25 protein-coding genes are annotated in these 21,841 nt (G+C 68.1%); 12 read left to right on the top strand and 13 right to left on the bottom strand.

Annotated elements, in window-relative coordinates:
* Positions 1 to 2: 2 nt before the first annotated feature.
* The 7 genes from ACZ6O0_RS03380 to ACZ6O0_RS03350 all read right to left on the bottom strand — a co-directional run bounded on the left by ACZ6O0_RS03380 (position 3) and on the right by ACZ6O0_RS03350 (position 3,596).
* Positions 3 to 704, bottom strand: coding sequence for a PASTA domain-containing protein (locus tag ACZ6O0_RS03380; protein WP_465763188.1), 702 nt, complete (start codon positions 702 to 704; stop codon positions 3 to 5).
* 12 nt (positions 705 to 716) lie between these two features.
* Entirely contained in the window at positions 717 to 1,295 is a 579-nt protein-coding gene (locus tag ACZ6O0_RS03375) for a hypothetical protein (protein ID WP_465763187.1), read from the bottom strand.
* Complete coding sequence (locus ACZ6O0_RS03370; protein WP_465763186.1) at positions 1,292 to 1,798, bottom strand: hypothetical protein; 507 nt, start codon at positions 1,796 to 1,798, stop codon at positions 1,292 to 1,294. Before ACZ6O0_RS03370 ends, ACZ6O0_RS03375 begins: the two co-directional genes overlap by 4 nt.
* Before the next feature lie 5 nt (positions 1,799 to 1,803).
* Positions 1,804 to 2,145 carry a hypothetical protein gene (locus ACZ6O0_RS03365; protein ID WP_465763185.1) on the bottom strand — a complete coding sequence of 114 codons (342 nt, stop codon included), beginning with the start codon at positions 2,143 to 2,145 and terminating at the stop codon, positions 1,804 to 1,806.
* A gap of 20 nt (positions 2,146 to 2,165) precedes the next feature.
* On the bottom strand, positions 2,166 to 2,636 hold the full coding sequence (locus tag ACZ6O0_RS03360; RefSeq protein WP_465763184.1) for a hypothetical protein: 471 nt from the start codon (positions 2,634 to 2,636) through the stop codon (positions 2,166 to 2,168).
* Positions 2,637 to 2,664: 28 nt separating this feature from the next.
* Positions 2,665 to 3,039, bottom strand: a complete 375-nt coding sequence (locus tag ACZ6O0_RS03355; RefSeq protein WP_465763183.1) for a hypothetical protein — start codon at positions 3,037 to 3,039, stop codon at positions 2,665 to 2,667.
* A gap of 161 nt (positions 3,040 to 3,200) precedes the next feature.
* Positions 3,201 to 3,596: a nuclear transport factor 2 family protein gene (locus tag ACZ6O0_RS03350; RefSeq protein ID WP_465763182.1), complete on the bottom strand. Its 396-nt coding sequence runs from the start codon at positions 3,594 to 3,596 to the stop codon at positions 3,201 to 3,203.
* A gap of 149 nt (positions 3,597 to 3,745) precedes the next feature.
* On the opposite strand from ACZ6O0_RS03350, the gene ACZ6O0_RS03345 reads away from it, so the two are divergent.
* The 3 genes from ACZ6O0_RS03345 to ACZ6O0_RS03335 all read left to right on the top strand — a co-directional run bounded on the left by ACZ6O0_RS03345 (position 3,746) and on the right by ACZ6O0_RS03335 (position 5,962).
* Complete coding sequence (locus ACZ6O0_RS03345) at positions 3,746 to 5,020, top strand: wax ester/triacylglycerol synthase domain-containing protein (RefSeq protein ID WP_465763181.1); 1,275 nt, start codon at positions 3,746 to 3,748, stop codon at positions 5,018 to 5,020.
* A gap of 89 nt (positions 5,021 to 5,109) precedes the next feature.
* Positions 5,110 to 5,439 carry a cupin domain-containing protein gene (locus ACZ6O0_RS03340; RefSeq protein WP_465763180.1) on the top strand — a complete coding sequence of 110 codons (330 nt, stop codon included), beginning with the start codon at positions 5,110 to 5,112 and terminating at the stop codon, positions 5,437 to 5,439.
* 85 nt (positions 5,440 to 5,524) lie between these two features.
* Positions 5,525 to 5,962 carry a ribonuclease H family protein gene (locus tag ACZ6O0_RS03335; protein WP_465763179.1) on the top strand — a complete coding sequence of 146 codons (438 nt, stop codon included), beginning with the start codon at positions 5,525 to 5,527 and terminating at the stop codon, positions 5,960 to 5,962.
* Positions 5,963 to 5,995: 33 nt separating this feature from the next.
* Here ACZ6O0_RS03335 and ACZ6O0_RS03330 read toward each other — a convergent pair whose 3' ends face one another.
* Genes ACZ6O0_RS03330 through ACZ6O0_RS03315 form a run of 4 tightly spaced genes read right to left on the bottom strand, consistent with a single transcriptional unit; the run spans position 5,996 to position 12,992 of the window.
* Positions 5,996 to 6,748: a thioesterase II family protein gene (locus ACZ6O0_RS03330; RefSeq protein ID WP_465763178.1), complete on the bottom strand. Its 753-nt coding sequence runs from the start codon at positions 6,746 to 6,748 to the stop codon at positions 5,996 to 5,998.
* 40 nt (positions 6,749 to 6,788) lie between these two features.
* Entirely contained in the window at positions 6,789 to 8,024 is a 1,236-nt protein-coding gene (locus tag ACZ6O0_RS03325; RefSeq protein WP_465763177.1) for a cytochrome P450, read from the bottom strand.
* Positions 8,021 to 11,482 carry a non-ribosomal peptide synthetase gene (locus ACZ6O0_RS03320; protein ID WP_465763176.1) on the bottom strand — a complete coding sequence of 1,154 codons (3,462 nt, stop codon included), beginning with the start codon at positions 11,480 to 11,482 and terminating at the stop codon, positions 8,021 to 8,023. The genes ACZ6O0_RS03325 and ACZ6O0_RS03320 overlap by 4 nt, the downstream gene beginning before the upstream one ends.
* Entirely contained in the window at positions 11,475 to 12,992 is a 1,518-nt protein-coding gene (locus tag ACZ6O0_RS03315) for an amino acid adenylation domain-containing protein (protein ID WP_465763175.1), read from the bottom strand. Before ACZ6O0_RS03315 ends, ACZ6O0_RS03320 begins: the two co-directional genes overlap by 8 nt.
* Positions 12,993 to 13,149: 157 nt before the next feature.
* Between ACZ6O0_RS03315 and ACZ6O0_RS03310 the strand changes: the two genes are divergently transcribed.
* Together ACZ6O0_RS03310 and ACZ6O0_RS03305 are read left to right on the top strand one after the other, a co-directional pair.
* The gene (locus tag ACZ6O0_RS03310) at positions 13,150 to 14,358 is read left to right on the top strand and encodes a bifunctional helix-turn-helix transcriptional regulator/GNAT family N-acetyltransferase (RefSeq protein ID WP_465763174.1); all 1,209 of its coding nucleotides are present in this window, start codon (positions 13,150 to 13,152) and stop codon (positions 14,356 to 14,358) included.
* A gap of 54 nt (positions 14,359 to 14,412) precedes the next feature.
* Complete coding sequence (locus tag ACZ6O0_RS03305; RefSeq protein ID WP_465763173.1) at positions 14,413 to 14,985, top strand: hypothetical protein; 573 nt, start codon at positions 14,413 to 14,415, stop codon at positions 14,983 to 14,985.
* Between the two features lie 118 nt (positions 14,986 to 15,103).
* Here ACZ6O0_RS03305 and ACZ6O0_RS03300 read toward each other — a convergent pair whose 3' ends face one another.
* Positions 15,104 to 16,408, bottom strand: a complete 1,305-nt coding sequence (locus tag ACZ6O0_RS03300; protein WP_465763172.1) for a vanadium-dependent haloperoxidase — start codon at positions 16,406 to 16,408, stop codon at positions 15,104 to 15,106.
* Between the two features lie 225 nt (positions 16,409 to 16,633).
* On the opposite strand from ACZ6O0_RS03300, the gene ACZ6O0_RS03295 reads away from it, so the two are divergent.
* From ACZ6O0_RS03295 to ACZ6O0_RS03270, 6 genes are all read left to right on the top strand, one after another.
* Positions 16,634 to 17,134, top strand: a complete 501-nt coding sequence (locus ACZ6O0_RS03295; RefSeq protein ID WP_465763171.1) for an RNA polymerase sigma factor — start codon at positions 16,634 to 16,636, stop codon at positions 17,132 to 17,134.
* Positions 17,135 to 17,136: 2 nt separating this feature from the next.
* Entirely contained in the window at positions 17,137 to 17,823 is a 687-nt protein-coding gene (locus tag ACZ6O0_RS03290) for a Rieske (2Fe-2S) protein (RefSeq protein WP_465764058.1), read from the top strand.
* 210 nt (positions 17,824 to 18,033) lie between these two features.
* Positions 18,034 to 18,330 carry a plastocyanin/azurin family copper-binding protein gene (locus tag ACZ6O0_RS03285; RefSeq protein ID WP_465763170.1) on the top strand — a complete coding sequence of 99 codons (297 nt, stop codon included), beginning with the start codon at positions 18,034 to 18,036 and terminating at the stop codon, positions 18,328 to 18,330.
* Positions 18,327 to 19,274, top strand: a complete 948-nt coding sequence (locus ACZ6O0_RS03280) for a metallophosphoesterase family protein (RefSeq protein WP_465763169.1) — start codon at positions 18,327 to 18,329, stop codon at positions 19,272 to 19,274. The genes ACZ6O0_RS03285 and ACZ6O0_RS03280 overlap by 4 nt, the downstream gene beginning before the upstream one ends.
* Positions 19,271 to 19,687: a hypothetical protein gene (locus ACZ6O0_RS03275; RefSeq protein ID WP_465763168.1), complete on the top strand. Its 417-nt coding sequence runs from the start codon at positions 19,271 to 19,273 to the stop codon at positions 19,685 to 19,687. Before ACZ6O0_RS03280 ends, ACZ6O0_RS03275 begins: the two co-directional genes overlap by 4 nt.
* Positions 19,688 to 19,715: 28 nt before the next feature.
* The gene (locus tag ACZ6O0_RS03270; protein ID WP_465763167.1) at positions 19,716 to 19,919 is read left to right on the top strand and encodes an anti-sigma factor family protein; all 204 of its coding nucleotides are present in this window, start codon (positions 19,716 to 19,718) and stop codon (positions 19,917 to 19,919) included.
* A 180-nt stretch (positions 19,920 to 20,099) separates the two neighbouring features.
* On the opposite strand, the gene ACZ6O0_RS03265 is transcribed toward ACZ6O0_RS03270, so the two are convergent.
* On the bottom strand, positions 20,100 to 20,222 hold the full coding sequence (locus tag ACZ6O0_RS03265) for a hypothetical protein (RefSeq protein WP_465763166.1): 123 nt from the start codon (positions 20,220 to 20,222) through the stop codon (positions 20,100 to 20,102).
* Between the two features lie 146 nt (positions 20,223 to 20,368).
* Here ACZ6O0_RS03265 and ACZ6O0_RS03260 point away from each other — a divergent pair, with 146 nt between their 5' ends.
* Positions 20,369 to 21,733, top strand: coding sequence for an FAD-dependent oxidoreductase (locus ACZ6O0_RS03260; RefSeq protein WP_465763165.1), 1,365 nt, complete (start codon positions 20,369 to 20,371; stop codon positions 21,731 to 21,733).
* The last annotated feature ends 108 nt before the right edge of the window (positions 21,734 to 21,841 follow it).

The raw sequence follows: 21,841 nt of genomic DNA, 5'->3' as shown, positions 1-21,841 counted from the left end.
GATCACCCGCGCGATCCGCCCCGGCTCGTCGCGGACCGCTTCGACGTCCCCGCGCCCTGACGGACCTCCGGTTCCTCGTCGAGTTTGTCGATGATCGCCTGGAACCTGGTCCCTGCCGCGGTGTCGGTTTCCACAGCAGCCACAGCGGTAGCGATCTCGCCCGCTGTGGTCACCAGACCGGTCACGCTGCCGGCGACGCCGTCCACCTTGCCGTCGAGCCCGTCGACCTTGGCGGTGACGCCGTCGAGCTTGGCGTCGATACCGTCGATCTTCGTGCCGATGGTGTCCGCCTTGGTGCCGAGGTCGCTCAAGGTGGCGACGATGCTGTCGAGTTTCCCGTCGACCCCGGTGACCTGAGTTCCCACGCCCGCAACCGCGGTTGCCACTTGGCCGACCGACGTACCGATGGTCGTGACAGCGTTCTCGATGTCGGTCAGCTGCTGATCGAGGTTCGGCGGGATGACCGGTGCCTTGATGATCAGCAGCGTGACGACGGTCTTCTTGGGTCTCGCGGTGTTGGCCGCCGGATTCTGGCTGAAGACCGTGCCCTCGGTCCCTTCGGCCTCGATGGTCTGGACCTTGGGAACCAGATCGAAGTCACGCAGCTTGGCTTCGGCGATGGCCTGCTGCAGGCCTTGGACGTTGGGTACGCCGACCAGTCCGCCGCCGGCACCGCTGCCGATCACGAGGCTCGTCACCGTCATGGCCGCGCCTCCTCACTTCCGGCCGAGCAGCACGAAGAGCAGCAACAGCATCATGGTGGAGTCGCCGCCTCCCATGAATCCGCCCTTGCTGTCGCCACCGCCGCCGTACCCCGGCATCAGGAGCAACAACGGCAGGAGGATGCCCAACTGGTTCGATGACTGGGTGAGCACCCTGACGCTGTTTCCACTGTCGTCCGTCGCCGCGATCGACTCCTGCGTCAACAGCGGAAGCAGGACCGCCAGCATCTTGGTCTGCTGGAGGTCGGAACGGATCGCGTCCGTCGACTTCCGGCGGTCGGCCACTTCCCGTCGTACCAGCGCGACTTGGCGATCCTGACCCGTGGACAGGATGTTGGTCCGATTCTCCAGCGCCTGAACCGCCGTACTGAGGGTCTCGATCTTGCTGTCGAGATTGCGGGCCGCGCTCTGCACCTGGGTCTGGCTGGCGGGCGTGGTCGTCTGACGTGGCATGAAGCTGCTCTGGCGGGTCGGCGTCCGGACGAGGGTACGGCGCGCCGGAGCGGCCTCCTCGAACGCCTCGTAGTCCAGGCTCTCGAGCAACGAGTCCAGGTCTTCTGTGTATCCGTTCACTGAGCACCCCTCTCATCGGTGCTGCCGCGACCCGCCGCGGCGGGTCGCCCTTGCAGGCGAACCTGCAGTTTGACGGCGGGTATGACGAGCCGGTCGAACAGACTCGGCTCCGGAGGCATGAAGCCGGGCCGGCCGCGGCCTCGGCACCAACTGCAGTCCTGGTCGTCGCCGAAGCACGCCGGGCACGCGCCCAACGCACCGGCCAGTTCCAGGCATCGGCTTCGCAACGCCTCCAGCTCGCCGGTGAGCTCGTCGAACTGGAGCCGGACCGCAGCGACCTGCTCTCGGCGCTCGGCTTCCTGCTCGAGGTCCCGTTGGTCCTGTTCGGCCTCCAGTTCGTCCTGTTCGAGGCCCTGTTGCATCTCCGTCTCGCGCTGGGAGATCAGCTGGACCACGGGCGCCAGCTCGGGATCCGCCTGGGCCAGCTCCTTCACGCTCTGTTCGAGGCTCTGCCCGCTCGCGAGTTGCTGCTTCAGCAGTTCCAGGACGTCGGTTGCGACCATCACGCTCACCTCAGGACGACGTCGTACTCGTCGTAGGCATCGAGGTCTTCGGGGAAGTCCTCCTCGAAGGCTTCGTCCTCTTCACGGGGAGATCCGGTCAGCAGTTCCAGCACGCGTTGCGAACGCTGGTGCGGGTCGTCCGGATCCGCCGCCAATTGACCAGCCGAGTCGATCAGGTAACCCGGCACGACGACGGCCTCGTCCCAGCTCGCGGCCTCGGCCTCCGACTCCCGGGCCAGGGCCGACAGGACTCCGGCGTACGCGTTGGCCGGTACGGGGGTGCCTGACGGCCCGGCGGGGATGGCTGCGTTCTGGCCGCCGAGGAGCGCCGCGAGCGCCTGCACCATCTCCGGTCTGCCGAGCAGCCTCAACAGCTGATCGGTCGCCGGAGCAGGCGTGGCCGAGGCCGGGGCCGCAGCCGGGGCCCGGGCCGGGGGAGGACCGGCCTCGTGGCTCCGGGAAGTCCGCCTCCGCCGGCAAGGTTGACGACGCCGCTGATGACGGACCCGACATCTCGGCCGGTTCCCGTCGTGTGCTTCTGCAGGGCGGCGCCCGTACCTCCCGCCAGCGCTCCCACGAGGGCGCCGTACGGGCCGTATCTCATGCCTTGCATCCCGCCTTCGAGGCCGCCCTGCAACGCGGTCGCGGCGACCGGTGCGGCCTGTTGCGCGAAGTTCGAGAAAGCCTTGCCCAGGCCGGCGAAGAACTCTTCGTACTCGAGCGGTGTCACGTCGTCTCCGAAGGCCGTCGTGAACACCGAGTCCAGCTCGGCATCGGTCAGGCCCGAGAACCGATCGTCGAGCGCATCGCGTAAATAGGGGTAGCTGGTGTCCGGCATTCCCTCATCCCTCCTGCGGCATGACTGGTCACCTCGCCGCGGATCGGAGTACCTCGCCGAGTCGCCGCCCGGACAGGTGCTCGATCAGATCTGCATCGGCTGCCACCGTCTGGACCAAGGCCTCGGCGCGATCCACGTCGAGCGCCACGACGGTGAGTTCCGGATGTTCGTCGAGCAGCCGCTCGACGAGCGGGGGAGCGGTGCGATCCGACATCGAAACGACCACGAGATCGGCCGCGGCCTCGGCTACGCACAGCATCAACTCGACGTCGGTGCCGAACGCGAGGTCGAGCTCCAGGTCCGCTTCCCCCGAGATCGCAGCTCTGACCGCTTCCACCATCGGAGACGGTCGATCGGCAACCAGGATCCGGCTCACTGTCACCTCCCGCGTCCGAACGACCATCACCTGTCCCGCCAAACTACGAGGGATGGTCGCGCCACGAGATGAACCCAAAGATCCGTTCCCGGCTCATCTTCCGGGTCTGGTCCTACCTTGGTGCGCCCGATCCCCGAGCGAACACGACAGCGGCCCGTCCAGACTCGTTTGCCAACAGGCCGGAGCGTTCAGGGGCGGCGGAGGTAGTACTCGGTGAACTCACGGCAGCGTCCTTCGCCGTCGAAGTGCATGATGAAGCAGTTCTCGTAGGTGCGGACGACGGGTCCGTTGGGCACTTCGCGGTACTGCGAAACGCCGGTGGCCACCACGGTGTCACCGTCGACGGCGACCGGAGAGTACTCGGCCTCGTAGGTGCCGGGCGCGTCGCGGGTGGAGGCGTCGCCCGACGCACTCTGTCCGAGCCAGGATGCGACGACGGCGTCCCGACCGGTGACCGGCTCGTCATACGGGTGGTAGCGGTATGCGACGTCCTCGCTGAACAGCCTTGAAATGTCGCCCGGATCGTAGGACATCCACGCCTCGACGTACCGGTCGAGCCAGTCCTGAGCGGTCTGCTTGTTCATCGGCCCACCTTAGTCCGCGCATGGGGCGAGAATGGAGACCGCACCCCGCTGGAGGAACCACGAGCGCCAACTGGCTCAGTCGTCCTTTGTCCCGCGCAGCCGTAGCCGCGGGGCGGGCCGGCGATCGCGCCTCGCATCCTGGATTGGTCGTGCCGTCATGCGACGCGTTCTTCCTCCACGTCGAGGCCGTCGGCGCGGCGCAGCACCTGGGTGGTCTGGTGATGTTCGAGCCGACCAGCGACGAGGCGGCCCTGTCCGTCGAGCGCGTGCGCGACGTCGTCCGGCACGAGCTCGAGAGGCTGCCCCGCTTCCGCCAACGGCTCGAGCCCGCGACACGCTGGCACCGAGCCCGCTGGGTCGACGTTCCCGTTGTCGACTGGACATCGCACATCAGCGTACGCCGCTGTCCCGACGGCCAGGACGGCCTGCGGCGGATCGTCGCCGAGCTTGCCGAGACCCCGATGCCTCGAGACCGGCCGCTGTGGCAGATCGTGATGGTGCGCGATACCGGGTCAGAGCAGTCCTCGACTCACCTCTCATTCGGCGGCGTTGGCCGGACGGCGATGATTCTTCTCCTGCACCATGCCGTTGCTGATGGAAACGGAGCGGTGATGCAGGCGCTGAACCTCCTCCGTCCCCGGATCGAACTTCCGAGCCCGCCGGCTCCTGCGCGAGGACACGTTCGGTTGACCGCGGCAACGATCGTGGGGCTTGCACAATTGGCCACCGACGGGGGAGCGGGCGGGCAGTTGGCCACGTCGGCACGGCGCGACTTCGCCACCGCTGACCTCGATCTTGCCGCCGTCTGCCGAGCCGCCTCCACCCGGCAGGTGCGGGTGACCGATGTCGTTCTCGCGCTCGTCGCCGAGGCAATAGCGAGTACCCACCCTGAACTCAGCACCCGGCTCGGAGGCCGGCTGCGGGTCGGGGTTCCGCAGACGGTGCGCGGCCCCGGTACCGCCGCCGAGACCAACGGCACCGCGGCGGTGATGGTCGATCTGCCGATCGATGGCCGCCCGATCGAGGGACTGATCGCCGAGGTCGGTCGCCGTACTGCTCGCCTGCGTACTCCGAGCCGGGCTGCGGCGTCGCGGTTCGTCCTGGCGAGGGGTTTGCGCGCACTGCCCGAGCCCGCGGCCGCGTGGTTCGCGAGAACTGTGTACGGCCGCCGCTTCCTGCACGCGATCGTCTCGAACCTGCGCGGCTCGCCGGTGCCGCTGTCGATGGCAGGGGTCCGCATCGCTCGGGTGTACCCGATCCTGCCCCTCGCACCGGGAGCCCCGCTCGCGTTGGGCGCGCTGAGCTGGGCCGGATCGCTCGGCATCGGTCTGGCCACCGACCCGGCGTCCCTCGACGCCCAGGCTCTTGCCGCCCGGATGGAGCTCACGCTCAGCCACCTGGCGACCGATCGGCCCGTTCCTTGATGGTTTCGTGAGCGGACGCGGGCAACACCGCGCTCCGGCCGTGACCTTGTGCACCGTCGTTCAGGCTCTCGCCGTGCGATCATCGACGGATGGATGTCTCGTCGATCGACGATCTGGCTGCTGAGCGGCTTGCCAAGGCAGCGTCGGCCGAGAGCGGGCGCAGCTCGGTCACGGTCTACGGCCGGCCCGGTGCCCGTCTGCGGCAGACGCTCATGGCGCTTGCCGCAGGTCGGGTGATGGGTGAGCACAAGAGTCCCGGGGATGCCTCGCTGCTCTGCCTCCGTGGCCGTGTCCGGCTCCGTGCGGGTGACACTGAGGTCGAGCTCGGTCCAGGTGATCTGGTCGCGGTGCCGCCGCAGCGCCACGACGTCGAAGCCTTGGAATCGTCCGTCCTCCTGCTCACGGTCGCACTGCACTGATTGCTCTCGTGCTGGGGATGCGCCGGCGTAGTAGGGTTTCGCTCTGATGTCTCCAGTCCGCGCCCGCCGTCCTCGCCCGGCCGACATGGCAGTTCCCGTCGGCGCGCGTACGGTGTTCACCGACGGTGCCTGCTCGGGCAACCCTGGACCCGGAGGCTGGGCGTGGGCGCTGTCGACGACCGAGTATGCCGCTGGTCACGAGGCTGCCTCCACGAACCAGCGGATGGAGATCCGTGCCGCCCTCGAGGCCGTGCGGGCCAACGACGGTCCGCTGCTGGTCGTGTCGGATTCGACGTACGTCGTCAACTGCTTCCGCGACGGGTGGCACACGGGTTGGCTCGAGCGAGGCTGGCTCACCTCAGCGAAGAAGCCGGTCGCCAACAGGGACCTCTGGGAGCCCTTGGTGGCGCTGGTGATGAAGCGCGGGGATGTGGCTTTCCAGTGGGTCAAGGGCCATTCCGGCCACGAGATGAACGACTTCGTGGACGGCTTGGCCGTCGCTGCCTGCTTCCCAGAGCACTGACCTGGATGGGGCGCGCGGTGAGCGACTGGACTGTCAGGTGGAGCTGGTCAGCGTGGCGTTGATCTGGGTGATGATTTCTGGGTGGTTGTCGAGGAGGTAGTAGTGGTCCCCGGGGAGGACGCCGGTTCTCACGGGGGCGCTGGTGTGGCGGCTCCAGCCCGGTGAATCCGTTGCTGGTACGTGAGGGTCCTCGCCGCCCTGGAGGACGGTGATGGGGCAGGTGAGTTGCTGGCCGGGGCGGTGGGTGTACGCGTAGAACATGCGCAGATCGTTCTGGATCGCGGGGATGACTACGGCGCGGGTCTCGGGGTCGTCGAGCGCGTCGGAGGAGAAGCCGATCCGGCGCAGTTCGTCGACGACTTGTTGAGGACTGCCGAGGGCCTGGTCGTTCGGGACGTGACGGTCAGGGGGCGTGCAGCCGGAGGCGAAGAGGTGCACGGGCCCCGGGATGCGCTGGGCTGCCAGGATGCGGGCCGCCTCGTAGCCGACAAGAGCGCCCATGCTGTGTCCGAAGAGGACGTACGGGCGGTCGACGAGCCACTGCAGGGCGGTTGCCACCCGGCGGGCGGCCAGGAGAAGGTCGGTGAGCGGGGGATCTTCCAGCCGGTCCTCACGGCCGGGGAGTTGAACCGCCCACAGCTCGATGCCCGGCGGGATGTCGGCGGCCCACGGGTGGAAGAAGCTCGCGCCCCCGCCGGCGGGTGGGATGCAGACGATTCTGGCGCGGACGTCGGGATGGGAGGCCAGTAGCCGCAGGTTCTGCCGCCAGGGAGGTGAGGTTGTCATGGTGGCTCCAAGAAGGTGAGGGGGCTGCGCGGACGACGGTTCAGCCCCTCTGGGCGACGTCCGCGGTGACCGGCAGGTGCAGGAAGCCCCGCAGCACCGAACGAAGGTTGTGCTCCGCGGTCCCGCCGGCGCGGAGCCCGGGCAGTTGGGAGACGAGCTTGGTGAAGATGAGGGCGCCCTCCTCCTGTGCCATGGCCGCGCCGATGCAGTAGAAGGGCCCACCCCCGAAGCTGAGGGGTGGCGGACCGGGCCTGCCGACCAGGAAGGTGTCCGGGGCGGCGTAGACGCTCGGATCGCGGTTGGCGGAACCGAGGACGATGGCGAGTTCCGCGCCGGCTGGCAGCGTGGCACCGCCCAGCTCCGTGGCGGCCACGGTGATCCGCCGGGTGACCTGCATGGGGGCGTCGTAGCGGAGGATCTCGGTCATCGCGGTTCGGATGAGGTCCGGCTCCTCGCGCAGCCGGGCGATCGTGCCGGGGGAGTCCAGCAGCGCCGCGACCCCGTTGCCGATGAAGTTGCTGGTGTTCATCGTCCCCGCGACGAAGATCGAGGTGAACATCGAGGTGAGCTCGTCCTCGGAGAGGATCTCCGGATCGGTGTCGTGGACCCGCACCAGGTGCGTGGCGAGATTCTCGCTGGGATCGCGGCGGCACGCCTCGATGACGTGCTCGAAGTACTCCAGCAGGTCCTGGAAACTCCGGTCGGCTTCGGCGAGGTCCTGTTCGGACAGTTGCGGTTCCAGCAGGTTGGCGAGGGCGAGCGAATGGGACCGGAATCCGGCGATCTCGTGCTCGGGAAGCCCCAGCACCCGGGCGATGCTGATGCTGGGCAGCCGGTACGACAGCACGTCCTGGACATCTGCCTCGCCACAGTCCGCGATCTCCGCCACGAGCTCGTCGGTCAAGGCGTCCACGGTCGCCGACTCCGCGGCGACGTGCGACGCGACCCGTCGTTTCGTGAAGAACCTGTTGACCACCCCACGGCGCCGCGGGTGGGACTCCGCGTCGCCGAACTGCATCGTCTGCATCAGGCAGCGGACGGCGGGGTGGGTCTCCCAGGTGGGGATGCGGCGTTTCACCCACGCTGCGTCCGGTCGGCCGAACGCTCGACCGGACAACGCCTGCACGCAGTCGGCGTACCGGACGACGACGGTTGCCTGGTGCCGCTCGTCGTAGACCGGCGGGTGTTCCCGGAGGCGGTGGTAGAGCGGGTACGGATCGCGCCGGCCGTCGGCCGTGGCGAGGAGCTTCAGCGCTTCCTGGCTGTCGGACGTCATGGCAACCCGTCCCTTCCACTCCGGCTGTCGCGCTCGTCGGCCAGGAACGCCGCCAAGGCGGCCACCGTCGGTGCCGAGTACAGGTCGCGCAGGCCGAGGCGGCTGTGCAGGCTGTCGCGCAGCGACTGGGTCACCTGCGCTGCGAGCAGGCTGTTGCCACCGAGCGTGAAGAAGTTGTCGGACCGGCGCTCGACCTGGGTGCCCAGCACTAGCTCCCACTGACGGGCGATGGTCTCCTCCAGGCCGGCCCTCGGCGGCTCGTCGGAGATCGGACTCGTCCCGGTGGGTTCCGATGCCCAGCCCGCCAAGGTCATCCGGTCGACCTTGCCGTTGGTCGTGAGCGGCAGCTCGTCGATGACGAAGAAGTGACTCGGGATCGCGTAGATCGGCAACCGGGCAGCCAGGGAGGACCGCACAGCGTCGAGATCGACGGTGACGTACGTCGGAATCACGAAGCTGACGAGCCGCTGCGCACCCCGTGGTCCGATGGCCACCGTCGTACTCCGATCGATCTCCGGGTGGTCGTGCAGAGCGGCGTCGATCTCGCCCAGCTCGATGCGGAAGCCGTTGATCTTCACCTGGAAATCGGTGCGACCGAGGATTTCCAGAACGCCGCCCGGCCGGTAGCGCACGAGGTCACCGGTCTTATACCAGCGTTGCCCGCCGTGCCACACGAACCGTTCGGCGGTCAGTTCCGGATCACCGCGGTAGCCGTCGGCCAAGCAGACACCGCCGACCCAGAGCTCACCCGCCAGCCAGTCGGGACAGTCCCTTCCGCGAGCGTCCACCACCCGGTGGCGCTGGTTGCTCAACGGGAACCCGTACGGGATCGAGGTCCAGTCCGCCTGCACGTCTTCCACCTCGAACACGTTCGACCAGATGGCCGTCTCCGTCGGCCCTCCCAGGGCGATCAGCCGGCAGCGGCCCTCGCTCGACGCTGCCAGCCGTCCGGGCAGATCCAGCGGGATCCAGTCACCGGATAGCAGGGCCAGTCGCAGACTCGGGGGCAGGTGGCGTGACCGTGACAGCAGCGCATCCATCGACGAGGGAACGGAGTTCCAGATGGTGACCTGATAGTCGTCCACCAGCTCCCGCCACGCGTCGACGTCCCGGCGCTGCTCCTCGTTCACGACCACCAGGGCGGCGCCGACGGAGAGCGGACCGAAGGTGTCGTAGACGGAGAGGTCGAAGTCCAGGGAGGTCAGCGCCAGTGCTCGGTCGCCTTCGCCAACGCCGTAGCGCTCGTTGACCCAGTCGATCGTGTTGACCGCGGCCCGGTGCGACACCTCGACCCCTTTCGGGCGGCCGGTCGAGCCGGAGGTGAAGATCAGGTACGCGAGGCTGTCCGAGGTACGGCGTACCGGATGGCGCAGCGGGTCGGCACTGACAGCTTCGGCGCAGGTCAATACCCGAACCTTGCCCTGCCAGTCCGGTATCCCGGGGCCGCCGTCGGCGGTCACCGCGAAGCGGACGCCCGCACGTTCCAGGATCTGCCGTTGCCGATCCGGCGGGGCGTCGGCGCCAATGGCGACGTACGCCGCACCCGCGGCGAGCACCCCCAGGACGGCCGCGATTTCTTCATGGCCCTTGGGCAGCACGACCGCGACGATCTCAGAGGAGCCGACACCGAGCTGGCCCAGCGACGCGGCGATCCTCAGCGCGGAATCCGCCAGCTCGCCGTACGAGATCGTCGCCCCATCGCTCCGGTACAAGGCCGGCCGGTCCGGATGGACGGTGGCACGATCGAAGAACCGTTCGTGGAGCAGGGTCTCGGCCCGGGGTACGGCAGTGGCGTTGATCGCCTCCCGCCGTACCCGCTGATGTTCCGGCAGTGCGGTCTCCACCGGCCGGGACCACGCCGTCTCGTCGGCCGCAAGGTCGCTCACCAGCCGGATGTAGGCGGCGAAGGCGTCATCGACGATGCCGGACTCGAACAAGCCGTCGACCGCGTCCCACACCAGATCGACACGATCCTCGTGGGAGAAGACCTGGTGGTCCAGCCACACCTGCGGCGTCTGGGTGATCATGTACCCGAGATCGCCGAAGTACTTGCGGAAATGGTCGGTCACCATGTCGCTGCCGAACGCGTCGAACACGTTGTAGGAGAAGACGATCGGCGCCGGGTTCCCGTAGACGGAGTTGCGTTGTGCGAGGTCGCGCAACACCTCGACGCCGTAGTACTCCTCGTGAGCCTCGTTCGCCCGGAGGCTCTGCTGAACCGCCAGGGCCCGGTCGCCGAACGTCGACTCGGCGGACAGGTCGATGGGGAGCAGAACGATGTTGGAGAAGTCGCCGACCATGTTCGGCACTGCTGGGTGGGTGATGCGCCGGCCGAAGTGCGGCAGGTTGAGCAGGAACCGGGGTTCGTTGCTCCACCGGCCGAGCACCTCGGCGTAGGCCGTGGCCAGCGCTACGGCCGGGGTCACGCCGTACGATCGGGCGCGAGTCTCGAAACGCTGCCAGTCCGCCGGCGCCATGGCGTGGGACCGCCGGCTGAAGCGCGGGCGGTGGATGTGCTCGGGTGCCCTGGCGAGCGGGATGTCGGGCGGACCGGGCAGGTCCGGGAGCAGGTTGCGCCAGTACTCCTCGTCGACTCGCCGCTCGGCGGCCATCCGGGCGCGCCGGTCCGCGAGGTACTGCGGGAACTCGTGGCCGACCGGTGGAAGAGTCTCCTCGGGGTTGCTGTAGAGGTGACTGAGGTCGTCCAGGATCACCTGCACGCTCCGCCCGTCCGCGACCAGGAGGTCGAACTCGCAGTGGATCCTGGAGAATCCGCCGTCAGCCAGGGTGAGCTGGAGGTCGAAGACCTGGCCGTGCTCGACGTCCAGCCGGCGGTGTGACAACGTCTCACGGATCCCGGTCAGGCCTGACTCGACCTTCGCTGTGTCCTTCCCGCGCAGGTCGTGCACCGCGAGCTCGGACCACGGGGATTCGGGCATGATCTGCTGGCGGCCGTCCGGGAGGAACCGCGCCCGGAGCATGCCGTGTCTGCTCACCACGGTGCGTACGGCGGCTTGCAGCCGGTCCGGATCGATGTCGTGGGCATCGAATTCGAAGTAGACGTGGGAGCCGACCCCTCCCAGCGGCTGATCGTCCGCCCTGCCGACCCAGTACGCCTGCTGCGTCGGCGTCAGCGCGAACGGGGCATGGACGTCGACCTCGGGCGCGGCAACGCGCCGGTCTGCCGGCCGCTTCGTAGCTTCGTCGACAGCCTTCGCCATGGTCGCCAGCTCGGGGTGCCTGCTGAGAGTGTCGAAGGAAAGGGTCTCCGGGCCGAATGCGAGCTCGACGCGGTGCAGCAGTCTGATGGCGGTGAGCGAAGTACCACCGAGCTTGAAGAAGTCGTCGGAAGCTTGGACGTCGGACCGGTTGAGCACATGCCGCCACATCTCCGCGAGGGCCGCCTCAGTGGTGGTCATCACGGATGAGCTCTCGTTCAGGTTGGTCAGATCACGCACGGGGAAGCACTCCTTGCATCGGTCTGGGCTCGCGTGACGCGTGCAGAGCCTGCCGGTCGACCTTGCCGTGGGACGTCAGCGGGAGGTCGCCGCGGAAGTGGATCCGCGCCGGGACCATGTAGCGGGGCAGCGTCGTCACCAGGTGCTCGCGAAGGTCCTCCTCGGTGATGTCCGTGGTGTTCGGAACGACGAAGGCCACCAACGACCGGTGATCGTCGCCATCGCTCACCGTCACGAAGCATTGCTTCACCGCCGGATGGCCGTCGAGGTGGTGCCTTACCTCACCGAGCTCGACCCGGAACCCGTTGACCTTCACCTGTTCGTCTCGACGGCCGGTGAAAACCACGTCGCCACTGGACAGGAGGTAGCCGCGGTCGCCGGTGCGGTACAGGCGTTCCCGTACGCCCGCGATATCGCGATGGACGAACTTCTCCCTGGTGAGGTCGGGCAGACCCAGGTATCCGGCCGCCAGACCGTCGCCCGCCAGGCAGAGCTCTCCGGTCTCGCCCGGCTCGCACAGCCGCCGCGCATCGTCGGAGAGCACGTAGAGGCGAGTGTTCTCAAGGGGACGGCCGATCGGGAATGGCATGTCGTCGCCCGGCAGGTCGTCGACCGGGTAACACGTCGCCACACACGTGGACTCGGTCGGTCCGTAGAGGTTGAACACGCGCCCCGGCCCGTAAGCGCGCAGCGCTTTGGCCATGTGCCGGTGCGATTGCGCCTCCCCACCGACGGTCATGGTCGCGACGGGATCGAGAACCTCGGGGGCCTCGTCGACGATCAGGTTGAACAAGGATGTCGGAAGGGCCACGAGGTTGACGCGCCCGGTCCGGATGACCTCTGCCAACCGGGACAGGCCGACCGGCTCGGCGGGATACATCACCAAGGTTCCACCACTGAGCAGCGCGCCCCAGATCTCAGAGGTGGCCATGTCGAACGTGAGGGATCCCAGCTGGAGGATGCGGCTGCGTTCGTCCACCGGCCCGAAAGCAGTGAAGAACGCCGTCCGGTTGATCCCTCTGTGCAGGATCGGCACGCCCTTGGGGCGGCCTGTCGAGCCTGAGGTGTAGTAGACGCACGCGATGCTGTCGGCGGTCGAGGCGGATGGCGGATTGGTGCCGCAGGCAACCAGCGTCCGTCCGTCGAGTGGAAGCAGGCGTGCCTCGACGTCCTCGAATCGTTCGGCGATCTGCTCAGGTTGGTCGCTGAGCACCCAGGCGCAGCCGGCATCGGCGATGACGTGCCGAAATCGTTCGCCCGGCCATTCGCCGTCCAGCGGTACGAACGTCCCACCGCACTTCAAGATGCCGAGGAGCGAGACCAGCATCTCGGGCGAGCGACGTACGCACACTCCGACGCTCGCACCCGGCCCGATGCCCTCAGCACGGAGGTCGCGGGCGAGGCCGTTGGCCAGGCCGTTCAGCTCGTGGTAGCTGAGTTGACGATCGCCCTGGACGACCGCAGGTGCGTCGGGTCGACGGGCGGCCCAGTGCTCGAATCGCTCCTGCATGCTGCTGTCCCTCGGATACGGCGTCGCCGTCCGGTTGATCTTCCGGTGGATGGCCAGCGCCGCAGGAGGGCAGGTCACAGACGTCATTGCGGGGTTCACTCTTCCGTGCTCGCCGTCCCGGGACATGAACGGCGATGAATGGATGGACTCCCCGATCATGACCGCCGGCGACGGGCCTGGCTCCAGCTCGGGCCTGGCACGATCCGGCGTGACAGAAACCCGTCACGGCGCCGGCAGCCTGCGCGAGCTGGGGGCGGAGTACACCTGCCGCCACGGAGAGTGCCGCCCGATGCAGGAACCCGAAGGTGTCGACCCCAGCACCAGTCCCGCGATCACCCAGGACGACACGGCAGGGTGCGTGCCGGGGGCAACTGTCTGGAACGTGTCCTGCACCGTTTGCGGAATGCTTTCGTCGAGGCCACCGGCCACCATCAGATGCCCGTACTTGCTCGAGGCGGGATTGTCTGACTATGGTCAGAGAATGCGGGATCAGATAGCCGCCGTGCGGCGGTTCAACCGGGTCATCACGCAGCGGATCGGGGCGCTCGAGGATGCGTATCTCTCGCGTGAACGCTCGCTCGGGCTCTCGCGGCTGTTGTGGGAGATCAAGCCCGACGGGTCGGAGGTCCGCGCGCTGCGTGCTCGGCTGGGTCTGGACTCCGGTTATGTGAGCCGGCAACTGCGACTCCTGGAGTCACAGGGTCTGGTGTCCACCGACCCGGATGACCAGGACGGGAGGGTGCGGACGGTGCGACTCACGGCCGCCGGCCAGGCGGAGCGCGCGCTGCTGGATCGATCCTCCGACGAGCTTGCGGAGTCGATGCTGGAGCCGCTCTCGGCGGGGCAGCGAGAACGTCTCGTGGCCGCGATGTCCGAGGTGGAGAGGCTGGTCCTCGCCTCGCTGGTGCGCATCGAGATCACCGATCCTCGCCGCCCGGAAGCCCGCTACTGTCTGCGGTCCTACTTCGAGGAGCTGGGCCGCCGCTTCGATACGGGCTTCGATCCGTCGCAGAGCATCTCGGCGAGTGACGACGAGATGACGTTGCCCGCGGGGCTGCTGCTGGTCGCCTCGGTGGAGGGCTCGCCGGTCGGCTGCGGCGCACTGAAGCTCCACGACGACACCGGCATCGCCGAGGTCAAGCGGATGTGGGTTTCCCAGAGTGTCCGCGGGCTCGGCCTGGGGCGCCGGCTGCTCGAAAGCCTCACTCAGGAAGCGTCCTTACGCGGGATGCGCGTGCTGAGGCTGGAGACCAACCACGCGCTCGCGGAGGCCCGGAAGCTCTACGAGGCGGCCGGTTTCGTCGAGGTCGACGCGTTCAACGACGAGCCGTACGCGCACCACTGGTTCGAGCGAGAGCTGCTGTAACCACAGCGCCTATTGATTGGTTGGTGGTGCCTGACCACGGCAAAGGGGGGAGAAGTGCTCGAGCAGTACGCCGTACCGGACGCCGCGGCTCGTCCTCAGTTGGCTGAATGTATGCGGCACGGACGCGGCTGGAAAGTCACGTACGCGGGGGAATCGGTGGTTGTCGGTCACCTGGTCGGCATGCTGCATGTCGCGGTGCTGCTCGCGAATCCGCTGCGAGAGATCCCGTCCATCGAGCTCGCCGGTGGCGTCAACGCGCTCGGGATGTCATCCCGCCGGCACACCGAGTCGGTTCAGGTTCTCCTGGATCCTGATGCCGTTGGGAGCTACCGGCGCAAACTCGACGAACTCCGCGCTGTGGCGGGACGGCTCGACGCGCTGGGGGACCAGGGCAGGGCCGCCGCGCTCCAGGTCGAGATGGACTGGCTGCTGCGTGAGCTCGCCACCGCATCGGGCCTGAGTGGACGAGCGCGGACCTTTGCCGACAATCAGGAACGGGCCCGCGTCGCCGTCGGCAAGGCCATCCGCCGAGCGATCCTGCGGATCGAACACGTCGCCCCGGCAGTGGGCGCGCATCTGGCGGAGAGCGTCTACACCGGCGTCCGCTGCGTCTACCAGCCGGCCTGATCTACGCCGGGAAACACCTACACATACGACCGATGGGTGAACGTCTCGAGAGTTCGAGCGCCGTTCACCCATCGTTCCGCTCCGGACTTCAGGCCGAGATCGGAAAGGAGCTCTCGGCTCAGCCGAACACCGAGCGGGCCAGCTCGTGGCCGAGGGTCTGACCGGCGTAGTGGTCGAGCCTGGTGTGGATGCCGGCGTAGATGCGGCTGAGTCCGGCCTCGTCCGCGACCGCCTGCAGCGACCGGAACGTCCGCGTCACACCGGGAAGCAGCTCGGAGGTGACCGTGAGCCGCAACCGCGGATCGAACTCCTGACCGAGCAAGGTGGCGGCTGCCTGGGAGACCACGCTGTGCGCACCCGGGTAGGAGGGGTCGGCCGGCGTGTTGGCCAGTGGCGTCCAGGCAGCATCCGCCGTGGTGGAATGGTTGCCGTCGGCATCCGCGAGCCGGATCGCGGTGATCGGCCGCCAGATGCGGAAGTGGTACTTGGCGTCGTAGAACGCGATGACGGCGTCGGCCAGCACCAGGTTGAGGTGCGCGAAGACCCGGGCGGCGCCGGCGAGGTCGTAGCGTTCGGTGCGCAGAGCGGTCTGGGTGATCTCGTTCCAGTAGTTCCAGATCGGTGCCGCCCAGAAGTTCGCCTGCTCGGTCTGGTCGCCGTCCCGGCTGGTGCTGCTGTTCCGGCCCAGTCGCTTGACCTCGTTGATCGCCGCGGCGTACCGGCGACTGCCGAGGTCCGGGTACGCCTCGGGCCGGAAGCGGCCGGCGCGCTTGATCAGGAACGGCGTGACGTCCGGCCAGTGCGTGAACACCGCGGGAGCGTTGGCGGGTGGCGTCGGCCGGTACTGCCCGGGTTCGGTGCCTGGGTCCAGTGGCGGCGGAACGGCCGACGACCCGTCGTGGCTGCGTAGGTCGAGCAGCAGCCGAGCGGTCAGGCGGCCCGCGGCGATGCCCGTTTCCCGGGCGTGTGCCGGCCCGGCGTCGGCCAGTTCGGCTTCGAGTTGCCGGCCCAGATTTGCGGACTCGGCCGGATACAACGCGACGAGAACGTCGTGCCCCGCCTGGGCTGCCGCGGCGATCGGCGATGCCCCCGAAGCCGCACGTACGGCGAAGAGGTACGGCGTACCCTTCCCGGTGGTGGCGACCACGGCGTTGTGGATCGCGGCATGCAGTATCGCGAAGCTCCGGGTCGGGTGGACCGTGGGCGGCTGCAAGCCTGCCGTGCGGACGATCCGGAGCAGGGTCTGGTTCCACGCGATCACTACGTCAGCACCCGCCCGGACCTGTCTGGTCGGTTCGAGGGACGGGACGCGGGCAGCCGTCTGAGCGGCAGCGAAGCTGGTGTTCGTCGCTGCGACGGCTACGGCCGCGGCGGTCGTGCCACCGGCGATCAGCAGGCCGCGACGTGAGACTGGAGATGTCACGATGACTCCACAGAGAGGATTCGATGGTCACCAACGGGATAGACAGGCGGGTTACACGCAGGGTTCGTGTAACCCCGGCACCTATTACGGGTGTGGTTCTGTGTCGGTCCTGACGTGTGAAGGTGACGGTGACGGGTGGCGGGACAAAGATCGTGGGGGCGGCGGAAACCCGAGGCTGAACGGAAGCCGGATGCGGCCGCGGCCGCGCCGATTCGTCTGCACGTGGTGACCGACGACAGCTACGCCGACTGGGAGGCTGTCTACAACGACAACGTGGACCGGGTCTACCGGCTGATGTTCACCAAGGTGGGCAACCGGCCGGACGCCGAGGACCTGACCGCCGAGGTCTTCGTGACCGCGCTGAAGCCGTTGCAGCTGACGGCGAGCATCGGCGAGGTCCGGGCGTACCTGCTCGCCACCGCGCGGACGGTGCTCGCGGGGTACTGGCGGCGGACGCTGGGGCGCCAGATCACCCGGCTCGAGGAGGACTGGGCGCTGACCGAGCCGGTGAACGACGCCGAGGACAGCGGCGCGATCGCCCGGGCGGAGGCGATCCTGGCGGAGCTGCCGGAGCGGTACCGCCGCATCCTGCAGTTGCGGTTCATCGGGGCCTGCTCGTTGAAGGAAGCTGCGATCGAACTGGGAGTGACCGTGGGCAACGCGAAGGTGCTGCAGCACCGGGCGCTTCGCCAGGCCGCGGCTGTCGCAGACAGAATGGAGGGGTGACGATGCGCGGAGTACGCCGATTCGTCGACGACCTGCTGAGCCGGCGTCGGACGAAACCCTTTGCCGCCGACGAAGCCGACGAGTCACAGGTCCGGACCGCCATCACCCTGCGTGCCGCCGGGCCGGACCACGGCCCGAGCGACGAGTTCGTCAACTCCCTGCGCGAGCGCCTGCGGACCGAGCTCGACGACGACACGCCACCGGTGCGGGAGCTGCACGGCAGCAGCCGGCGCCGGTTCGTCGCGTCGATCGCGGCGGCCTCCGCGGCGTCGGTCGCGGTCGGTGTCGCTGCCGAGAGGCTGCTGGGCGGTGCGGGGGAGGCGGTGACGGCGGATCCCGCCGAGCAGACGGTCACGCCCGACAACGGCGAATGGCGGGGGATCGTCGCGGCCAAGGATCTGCCGGACGGCGCCGTACGGCCGTTCGACGTCGGCAGCATCATCGGATTCGTGCACCGCTCCGGTGACCAGTTGAACGCCGTGTCCGGCGTGTGTACCCACCTGGGCTGCAAACTCGCTCTGGACGGGCCGACGCGGCAGCTGAATTGTCCTTGTCACAATGCCGCGTTCGGCGTCGACGGTGCGGTTCTGCATCACCGGCTGCCGGTTGCCCTGCCGCCTTTGCCGAAGCTGAATGTGCGCGAATCCGACGGAGTTGTGCAGGTTTTCGTACCGCCACGCCAGGCGTGATCGGTGGCGTAACCCGGCCGCCTATCAATGGGCATGAGAAATCTGCGTGGAATACGACGTTTCGTCACCGCGCTCGCGGCGGCCGGTTGCCTTACGGCCGTCGCCGCGTGCGGTGGTGGTACCGATAACCAGAGCCAGGCTCAGCCGGCCGGCACTCCCTCGGCCACGGCTTCCTCCCAGCCCTCTCCCGCCGATTCGGAGATGCCGGGTATGTCGACGTCGCCGGCAGCTCCCGCCGGTCCTGCGATCGCCGGCAACGCCGTGGACATCAAGGAGTTCGCGTTCGGGCCGCAGAGTGTCACAGTCAAGGTCGGCACCACGGTGACCTGGACCAACGACGACCAGGATCCGCACACGGTGACCAGTCAGAACGGCAACGGCCCGTTGAAGTCGAGCACGCTGCAGAAGGGTGACAAGTTCCAGTACACGTTCACGAAGGCCGGCACGTTCGACTACCTGTGCACGATCCACCCGTTCATGACCGGCACGGTGGTGGTCACGGCATGAGCCTCGAGGACGATCACAGCCCGGAAGGCATGACGCGTCGTCAGTTGATGCGGCACACCGCCTGGTTCGGTGCGGCCGTGGTGCTGACGGTGACCGGAGGCGAGGTGATCAGCCAGATCGCCCGCCCGGACGAACAGCCGGCGGCCCTCCAGAAAGATCCGAACGCGTTGCGATTCCTGCAGATCAGCGACAGCCATCTCGGATTCAAAGGGACGGCGAACACCGCCGTCGAGCAGTCCTTCGCCGATGCGATCCAGCAGATCAATGCCCTGCCGTACCGGTCGGATTTCGTCATGCACACCGGTGATCTGACGCATTTGTCGACGCCCGCGCAGTTCGACCAGGTCAAACAAATGATGGGCGATCTGAACACCGGCCACGTGTTCACCGTGCCGGGCGAGCACGACTCGGTCGACGACCACGGTCAGAAATACCGCAACGTGTTCGGCAAGGGGACCGTCGGGGACGGGTGGTACAGCTTCGACATGGGCGGTGTGCACTTCATCTCGTTGGTGAACACGCTGAGCCTGGAGAGCCTCGGGCATCTCGGCAAGGACCAGGTCGAGTTCGTCCGGCAGGATGTCGCGAAGTTGTCCTCCGACACGCCCATTGTCGTGTTCAGCCACATTCCGCTGTTCGCGCTGTACCCCAAGTGGGGTTGGGGAACCGATGATGCCACCCAGGCGCTCAGCTACCTGAAGCGGTTCTCGTCGGTGACGTGCCTGAACGGCCACATCCACCAGTTGTTCACCAAGACCGAAGGCAACATCACGTTCCACAGTGCGACCACCACGGCGTACCCGCTGCCGCGGCCCGGTGAGCGCCCGGCACCGACCCCGGTCACCCTGCCGGCCGGGAAGCTCAAGGCCGCGCTCGGGATCCGCGAGGTGCAGTACGTCGAAGGCAACGACCGCCTCGCGATCAAGGACGTGGAACTCGCATGAGAACCTTTCGCCCCACCCTGGCCGCGCTACCGGTGGCCATCTGCCTCGCGGTCGTCGGTTACGTCCACGCGCAGCTGTACGTGCGCAGCTACCACGCCATCCCGTACATCGGGACGTCCTTCCGATGGGACGCGGCCGCTTCGTTCGCGGTGGCGGTGCTTCTGCTCGTGCGGAACGCGACCGTCCTCCGGATCGTCGCGATCGGCCTTTGTCTCAGCGGGCTCGGCGGTTTCGTCGGATCCCGGACGGTGGGACTGTTCGGGTTCACCGAGCGGGGTTGGCAGCCTGCTCCGCAGGCGCTGCTGAGCGTGCTCGCCTGGGTCGTCGCGCTCGTCCTGCTCCTGGTTCCGTTCGGGAAGCAGCTGGCGGAGCGTCAGCTCCTGCGGTCGCTCGTTGCTGAAGGCAACGAGTAGTCGATCGACGCTGTGGGAGGGCCGGACGATGGGTTTCTGCGGGGAAGGGCGTCCGGCCCTCGGCGCGTACGCCTTCGGTCTGCTCTCGGCGGCTGACGAACGCATCGTCGAACGCCACGTCGCCGGCTGTGAGGAGTGTTTCCAGGAGCTGGCCGGCTTCTTCAAGCTGCGCAACGCCATCCGGGACCTCCCGCCGGAGACCTTCCTCGACGGCTCCACGGACGACGAGTAGCCCTGCCACAGCGGCTTCAGAACCTCAGCTTGTAAAGGTTCCGCGGCCTGCCCATGAGCGTGTCGACCGTCGTGATCGCGAGGCTGGCCCTGCGCTGTTGAGTGACGTCGACACCTGGCCGATGACTTCGGCTTCCTCGTGGTAGCCGTAGCGCTTCGCCCGGACACCCGGATGCTGCTCTCACCAGCTCGCCGCTTCGGTGACCGCGTCGTGCGGCCCGACCACTGCCACGACGTACTGGTCGGCCGGGGCGGGCGCCCAGCCCGGCGAGGGGAGGTCTTCGATCTGGATCAGGTGGGTCACGCTGGATCGCCTCTCGGAGAAGCTGCCTGCTCCCGGCCTGGGAGCCGTGTGGGTGGAACGGGCGCACGTTCCGTAGCAGCGGTCCGGACGCGTGTTGAGGGCCGACAGTGCGCGCTACCTGGAACGGGTTGGAACGCCGGAAGGGTATGGACGATCGTCAAGCCGTGGTTCTCGGCGGCAGCATGGCCGGGTTGTTGACGGCACGGGTACTCAGTGAGCATTTCGAGCACGTCATCATCGTCGAGCGCGACGAGCTCAGCGGGGAGTGGGCCGGTGATCCGGTGGCTGATCCGCGAGAGCGAGAGGTACGGCGTGGTGTACCGCAGGGCCGGCACGCCCACGGGTTGCTTGCCGCCGGGTTGAATGTCGTCGAGCAGTTGTTCCCCGGGGCGACCGAGGAGCTCGTCGCGGCCGGTGTGCCGAGTGGCGACGTACTGGGCAACGTTCGGTTCTGCACGAACGGATACCGGCTGAAGCAGGCGCCGATCGGCATGACCGCGTTGTCGTTCAGTCGCCCGTACCTCGAGAACTACCTGCGGGCGAAGGTGTTCGCGTTGCCGGGCGTCGGGGTGTGGCACGGGACGGACATTGTCGGCATCGACGCCGACCCGGGTGCCGGACGGGTCACCGGGGCAATCGTGCAGCGGCGCGACGGCGGCGGGGTGGGAACCATCTCCGCGGATCTCGTCGTCGATGCGACCGGGCGTGGGTCGCGGGCTCCGCGATGGCTTGCCGAGCTCGACTACGAGCGTCCGCGGGAGGAGCAGCTGCAGGTCGACCTCGCGTATGTGTCGAGGCACTACGAGGTCGACCCGGCGTTGCTCGACGGCGACATCGCAGTCATCATCGGACCCTCCGCGGCGGCGCCTCGCGGCGGCGCGGTCATGCTGGAGGAGGCCGGGCGGGCGGTCATCACGCTGTTCGGCATCCTCGGTGACCACGCGCCGCTCGACGACGCGGGATATCGGGCCTATGCGCGCCGGCTGCCGTTGCCGTACGTCGCCGACATCATCGAGGCGTCCGTACCGCTCGATGAGCCGGTGAAGTTTCGGTACCCGGGCAGCGTGCGGCATCGCTACGACGAGCTGCGGCGGTTCCCGAAGGGGTTCGTGGTGGTTGGGGATGCGATGTGCTCGTTCAACCCGATGTACGGGCAGGGCATGTCGGTCGCGGGGGTCGAGGCGCTGCGACTCGGTGACGCTCCTGCCGTCGCCGGTGCCGAGTCGTTCGACGCGTTGCGGTTCTTCCGCGACGTCCGTCCGGTCATCGACATCCCGTGGCAGATCGCGACCGGCGGTGATGCCGCTTTGCCGGGCGTCGACGGGCCGCGCGACGCCCGTACCCGAATGGTGAATCGCTACCTCGATCGGTTGTACGCCGCCGCGGCACATGACGAGGTGGTGTCGAAGGCGTTCAGCCGGGTCACGAACCTGCTGGACCCGCCAGCAGCGCTGCTGCGCCCGGCCATCGCAGCCCGAGTCCTCGCTCGCCGACACGAACCAGCCGCATGAACAGCCCCGACCAGGACCGTGCCCCCAGGCCGGTCAAGAACGCGGTGGTGATTCGGACCGCGGTCCGGTATGGTGTGTGATCCGGACTGTGGTCCGGATTAGTGGAGG

The organism is Kribbella sp. NPDC048837 (genome assembly GCF_055586945.1).
The sequence above is the reverse complement of the archived record's forward strand: the minus strand, read 5'-3'. Positions and strand labels throughout refer to the sequence as shown.

Excerpts from the sequence above, each read along its gene's own strand:
- ACZ6O0_RS03380 (WP_465763188.1), bottom strand. The coding sequence starts at position 704 with ATGACGGTGACGAGCCTCGTGATCGGCAGCGGTGCCGGCGGCGGACTG.
- ACZ6O0_RS03370 (WP_465763186.1), bottom strand. The coding sequence starts at position 1,798 with ATGGTCGCAACCGACGTCCTGGAACTGCTGAAGCAGCAACTCGCGAGC.
- ACZ6O0_RS03365 (WP_465763185.1), bottom strand. The coding sequence starts at position 2,145 with ATGGTGCAGGCGCTCGCGGCGCTCCTCGGCGGCCAGAACGCAGCCATC.
- ACZ6O0_RS03360 (WP_465763184.1), bottom strand. The coding sequence starts at position 2,636 with ATGCCGGACACCAGCTACCCCTATTTACGCGATGCGCTCGACGATCGG.
- ACZ6O0_RS03355 (WP_465763183.1), bottom strand. The coding sequence starts at position 3,039 with ATGGTCGTTCGGACGCGGGAGGTGACAGTGAGCCGGATCCTGGTTGCC.
- ACZ6O0_RS03350 (WP_465763182.1), bottom strand. The coding sequence starts at position 3,596 with ATGAACAAGCAGACCGCTCAGGACTGGCTCGACCGGTACGTCGAGGCG.
- ACZ6O0_RS03340 (WP_465763180.1), top strand. The coding sequence starts at position 5,110 with ATGGATGTCTCGTCGATCGACGATCTGGCTGCTGAGCGGCTTGCCAAG.
- ACZ6O0_RS03335 (WP_465763179.1), top strand. The coding sequence starts at position 5,525 with ATGGCAGTTCCCGTCGGCGCGCGTACGGTGTTCACCGACGGTGCCTGC.
- ACZ6O0_RS03330 (WP_465763178.1), bottom strand. The coding sequence starts at position 6,748 with ATGACAACCTCACCTCCCTGGCGGCAGAACCTGCGGCTACTGGCCTCC.
- ACZ6O0_RS03325 (WP_465763177.1), bottom strand. The coding sequence starts at position 8,024 with ATGACGTCCGACAGCCAGGAAGCGCTGAAGCTCCTCGCCACGGCCGAC.
- ACZ6O0_RS03315 (WP_465763175.1), bottom strand. The coding sequence starts at position 12,992 with ATGCAGGAGCGATTCGAGCACTGGGCCGCCCGTCGACCCGACGCACCT.
- ACZ6O0_RS03310 (WP_465763174.1), top strand. The coding sequence starts at position 13,150 with ATGACCGCCGGCGACGGGCCTGGCTCCAGCTCGGGCCTGGCACGATCC.
- ACZ6O0_RS03290 (WP_465764058.1), top strand. The coding sequence starts at position 17,137 with ATGCGCGGAGTACGCCGATTCGTCGACGACCTGCTGAGCCGGCGTCGG.
- ACZ6O0_RS03285 (WP_465763170.1), top strand. The coding sequence starts at position 18,034 with ATGTCGACGTCGCCGGCAGCTCCCGCCGGTCCTGCGATCGCCGGCAAC.
- ACZ6O0_RS03280 (WP_465763169.1), top strand. The coding sequence starts at position 18,327 with ATGAGCCTCGAGGACGATCACAGCCCGGAAGGCATGACGCGTCGTCAG.
- ACZ6O0_RS03275 (WP_465763168.1), top strand. The coding sequence starts at position 19,271 with ATGAGAACCTTTCGCCCCACCCTGGCCGCGCTACCGGTGGCCATCTGC.
- ACZ6O0_RS03270 (WP_465763167.1), top strand. The coding sequence starts at position 19,716 with ATGGGTTTCTGCGGGGAAGGGCGTCCGGCCCTCGGCGCGTACGCCTTC.
- ACZ6O0_RS03260 (WP_465763165.1), top strand. The coding sequence starts at position 20,369 with ATGGACGATCGTCAAGCCGTGGTTCTCGGCGGCAGCATGGCCGGGTTG.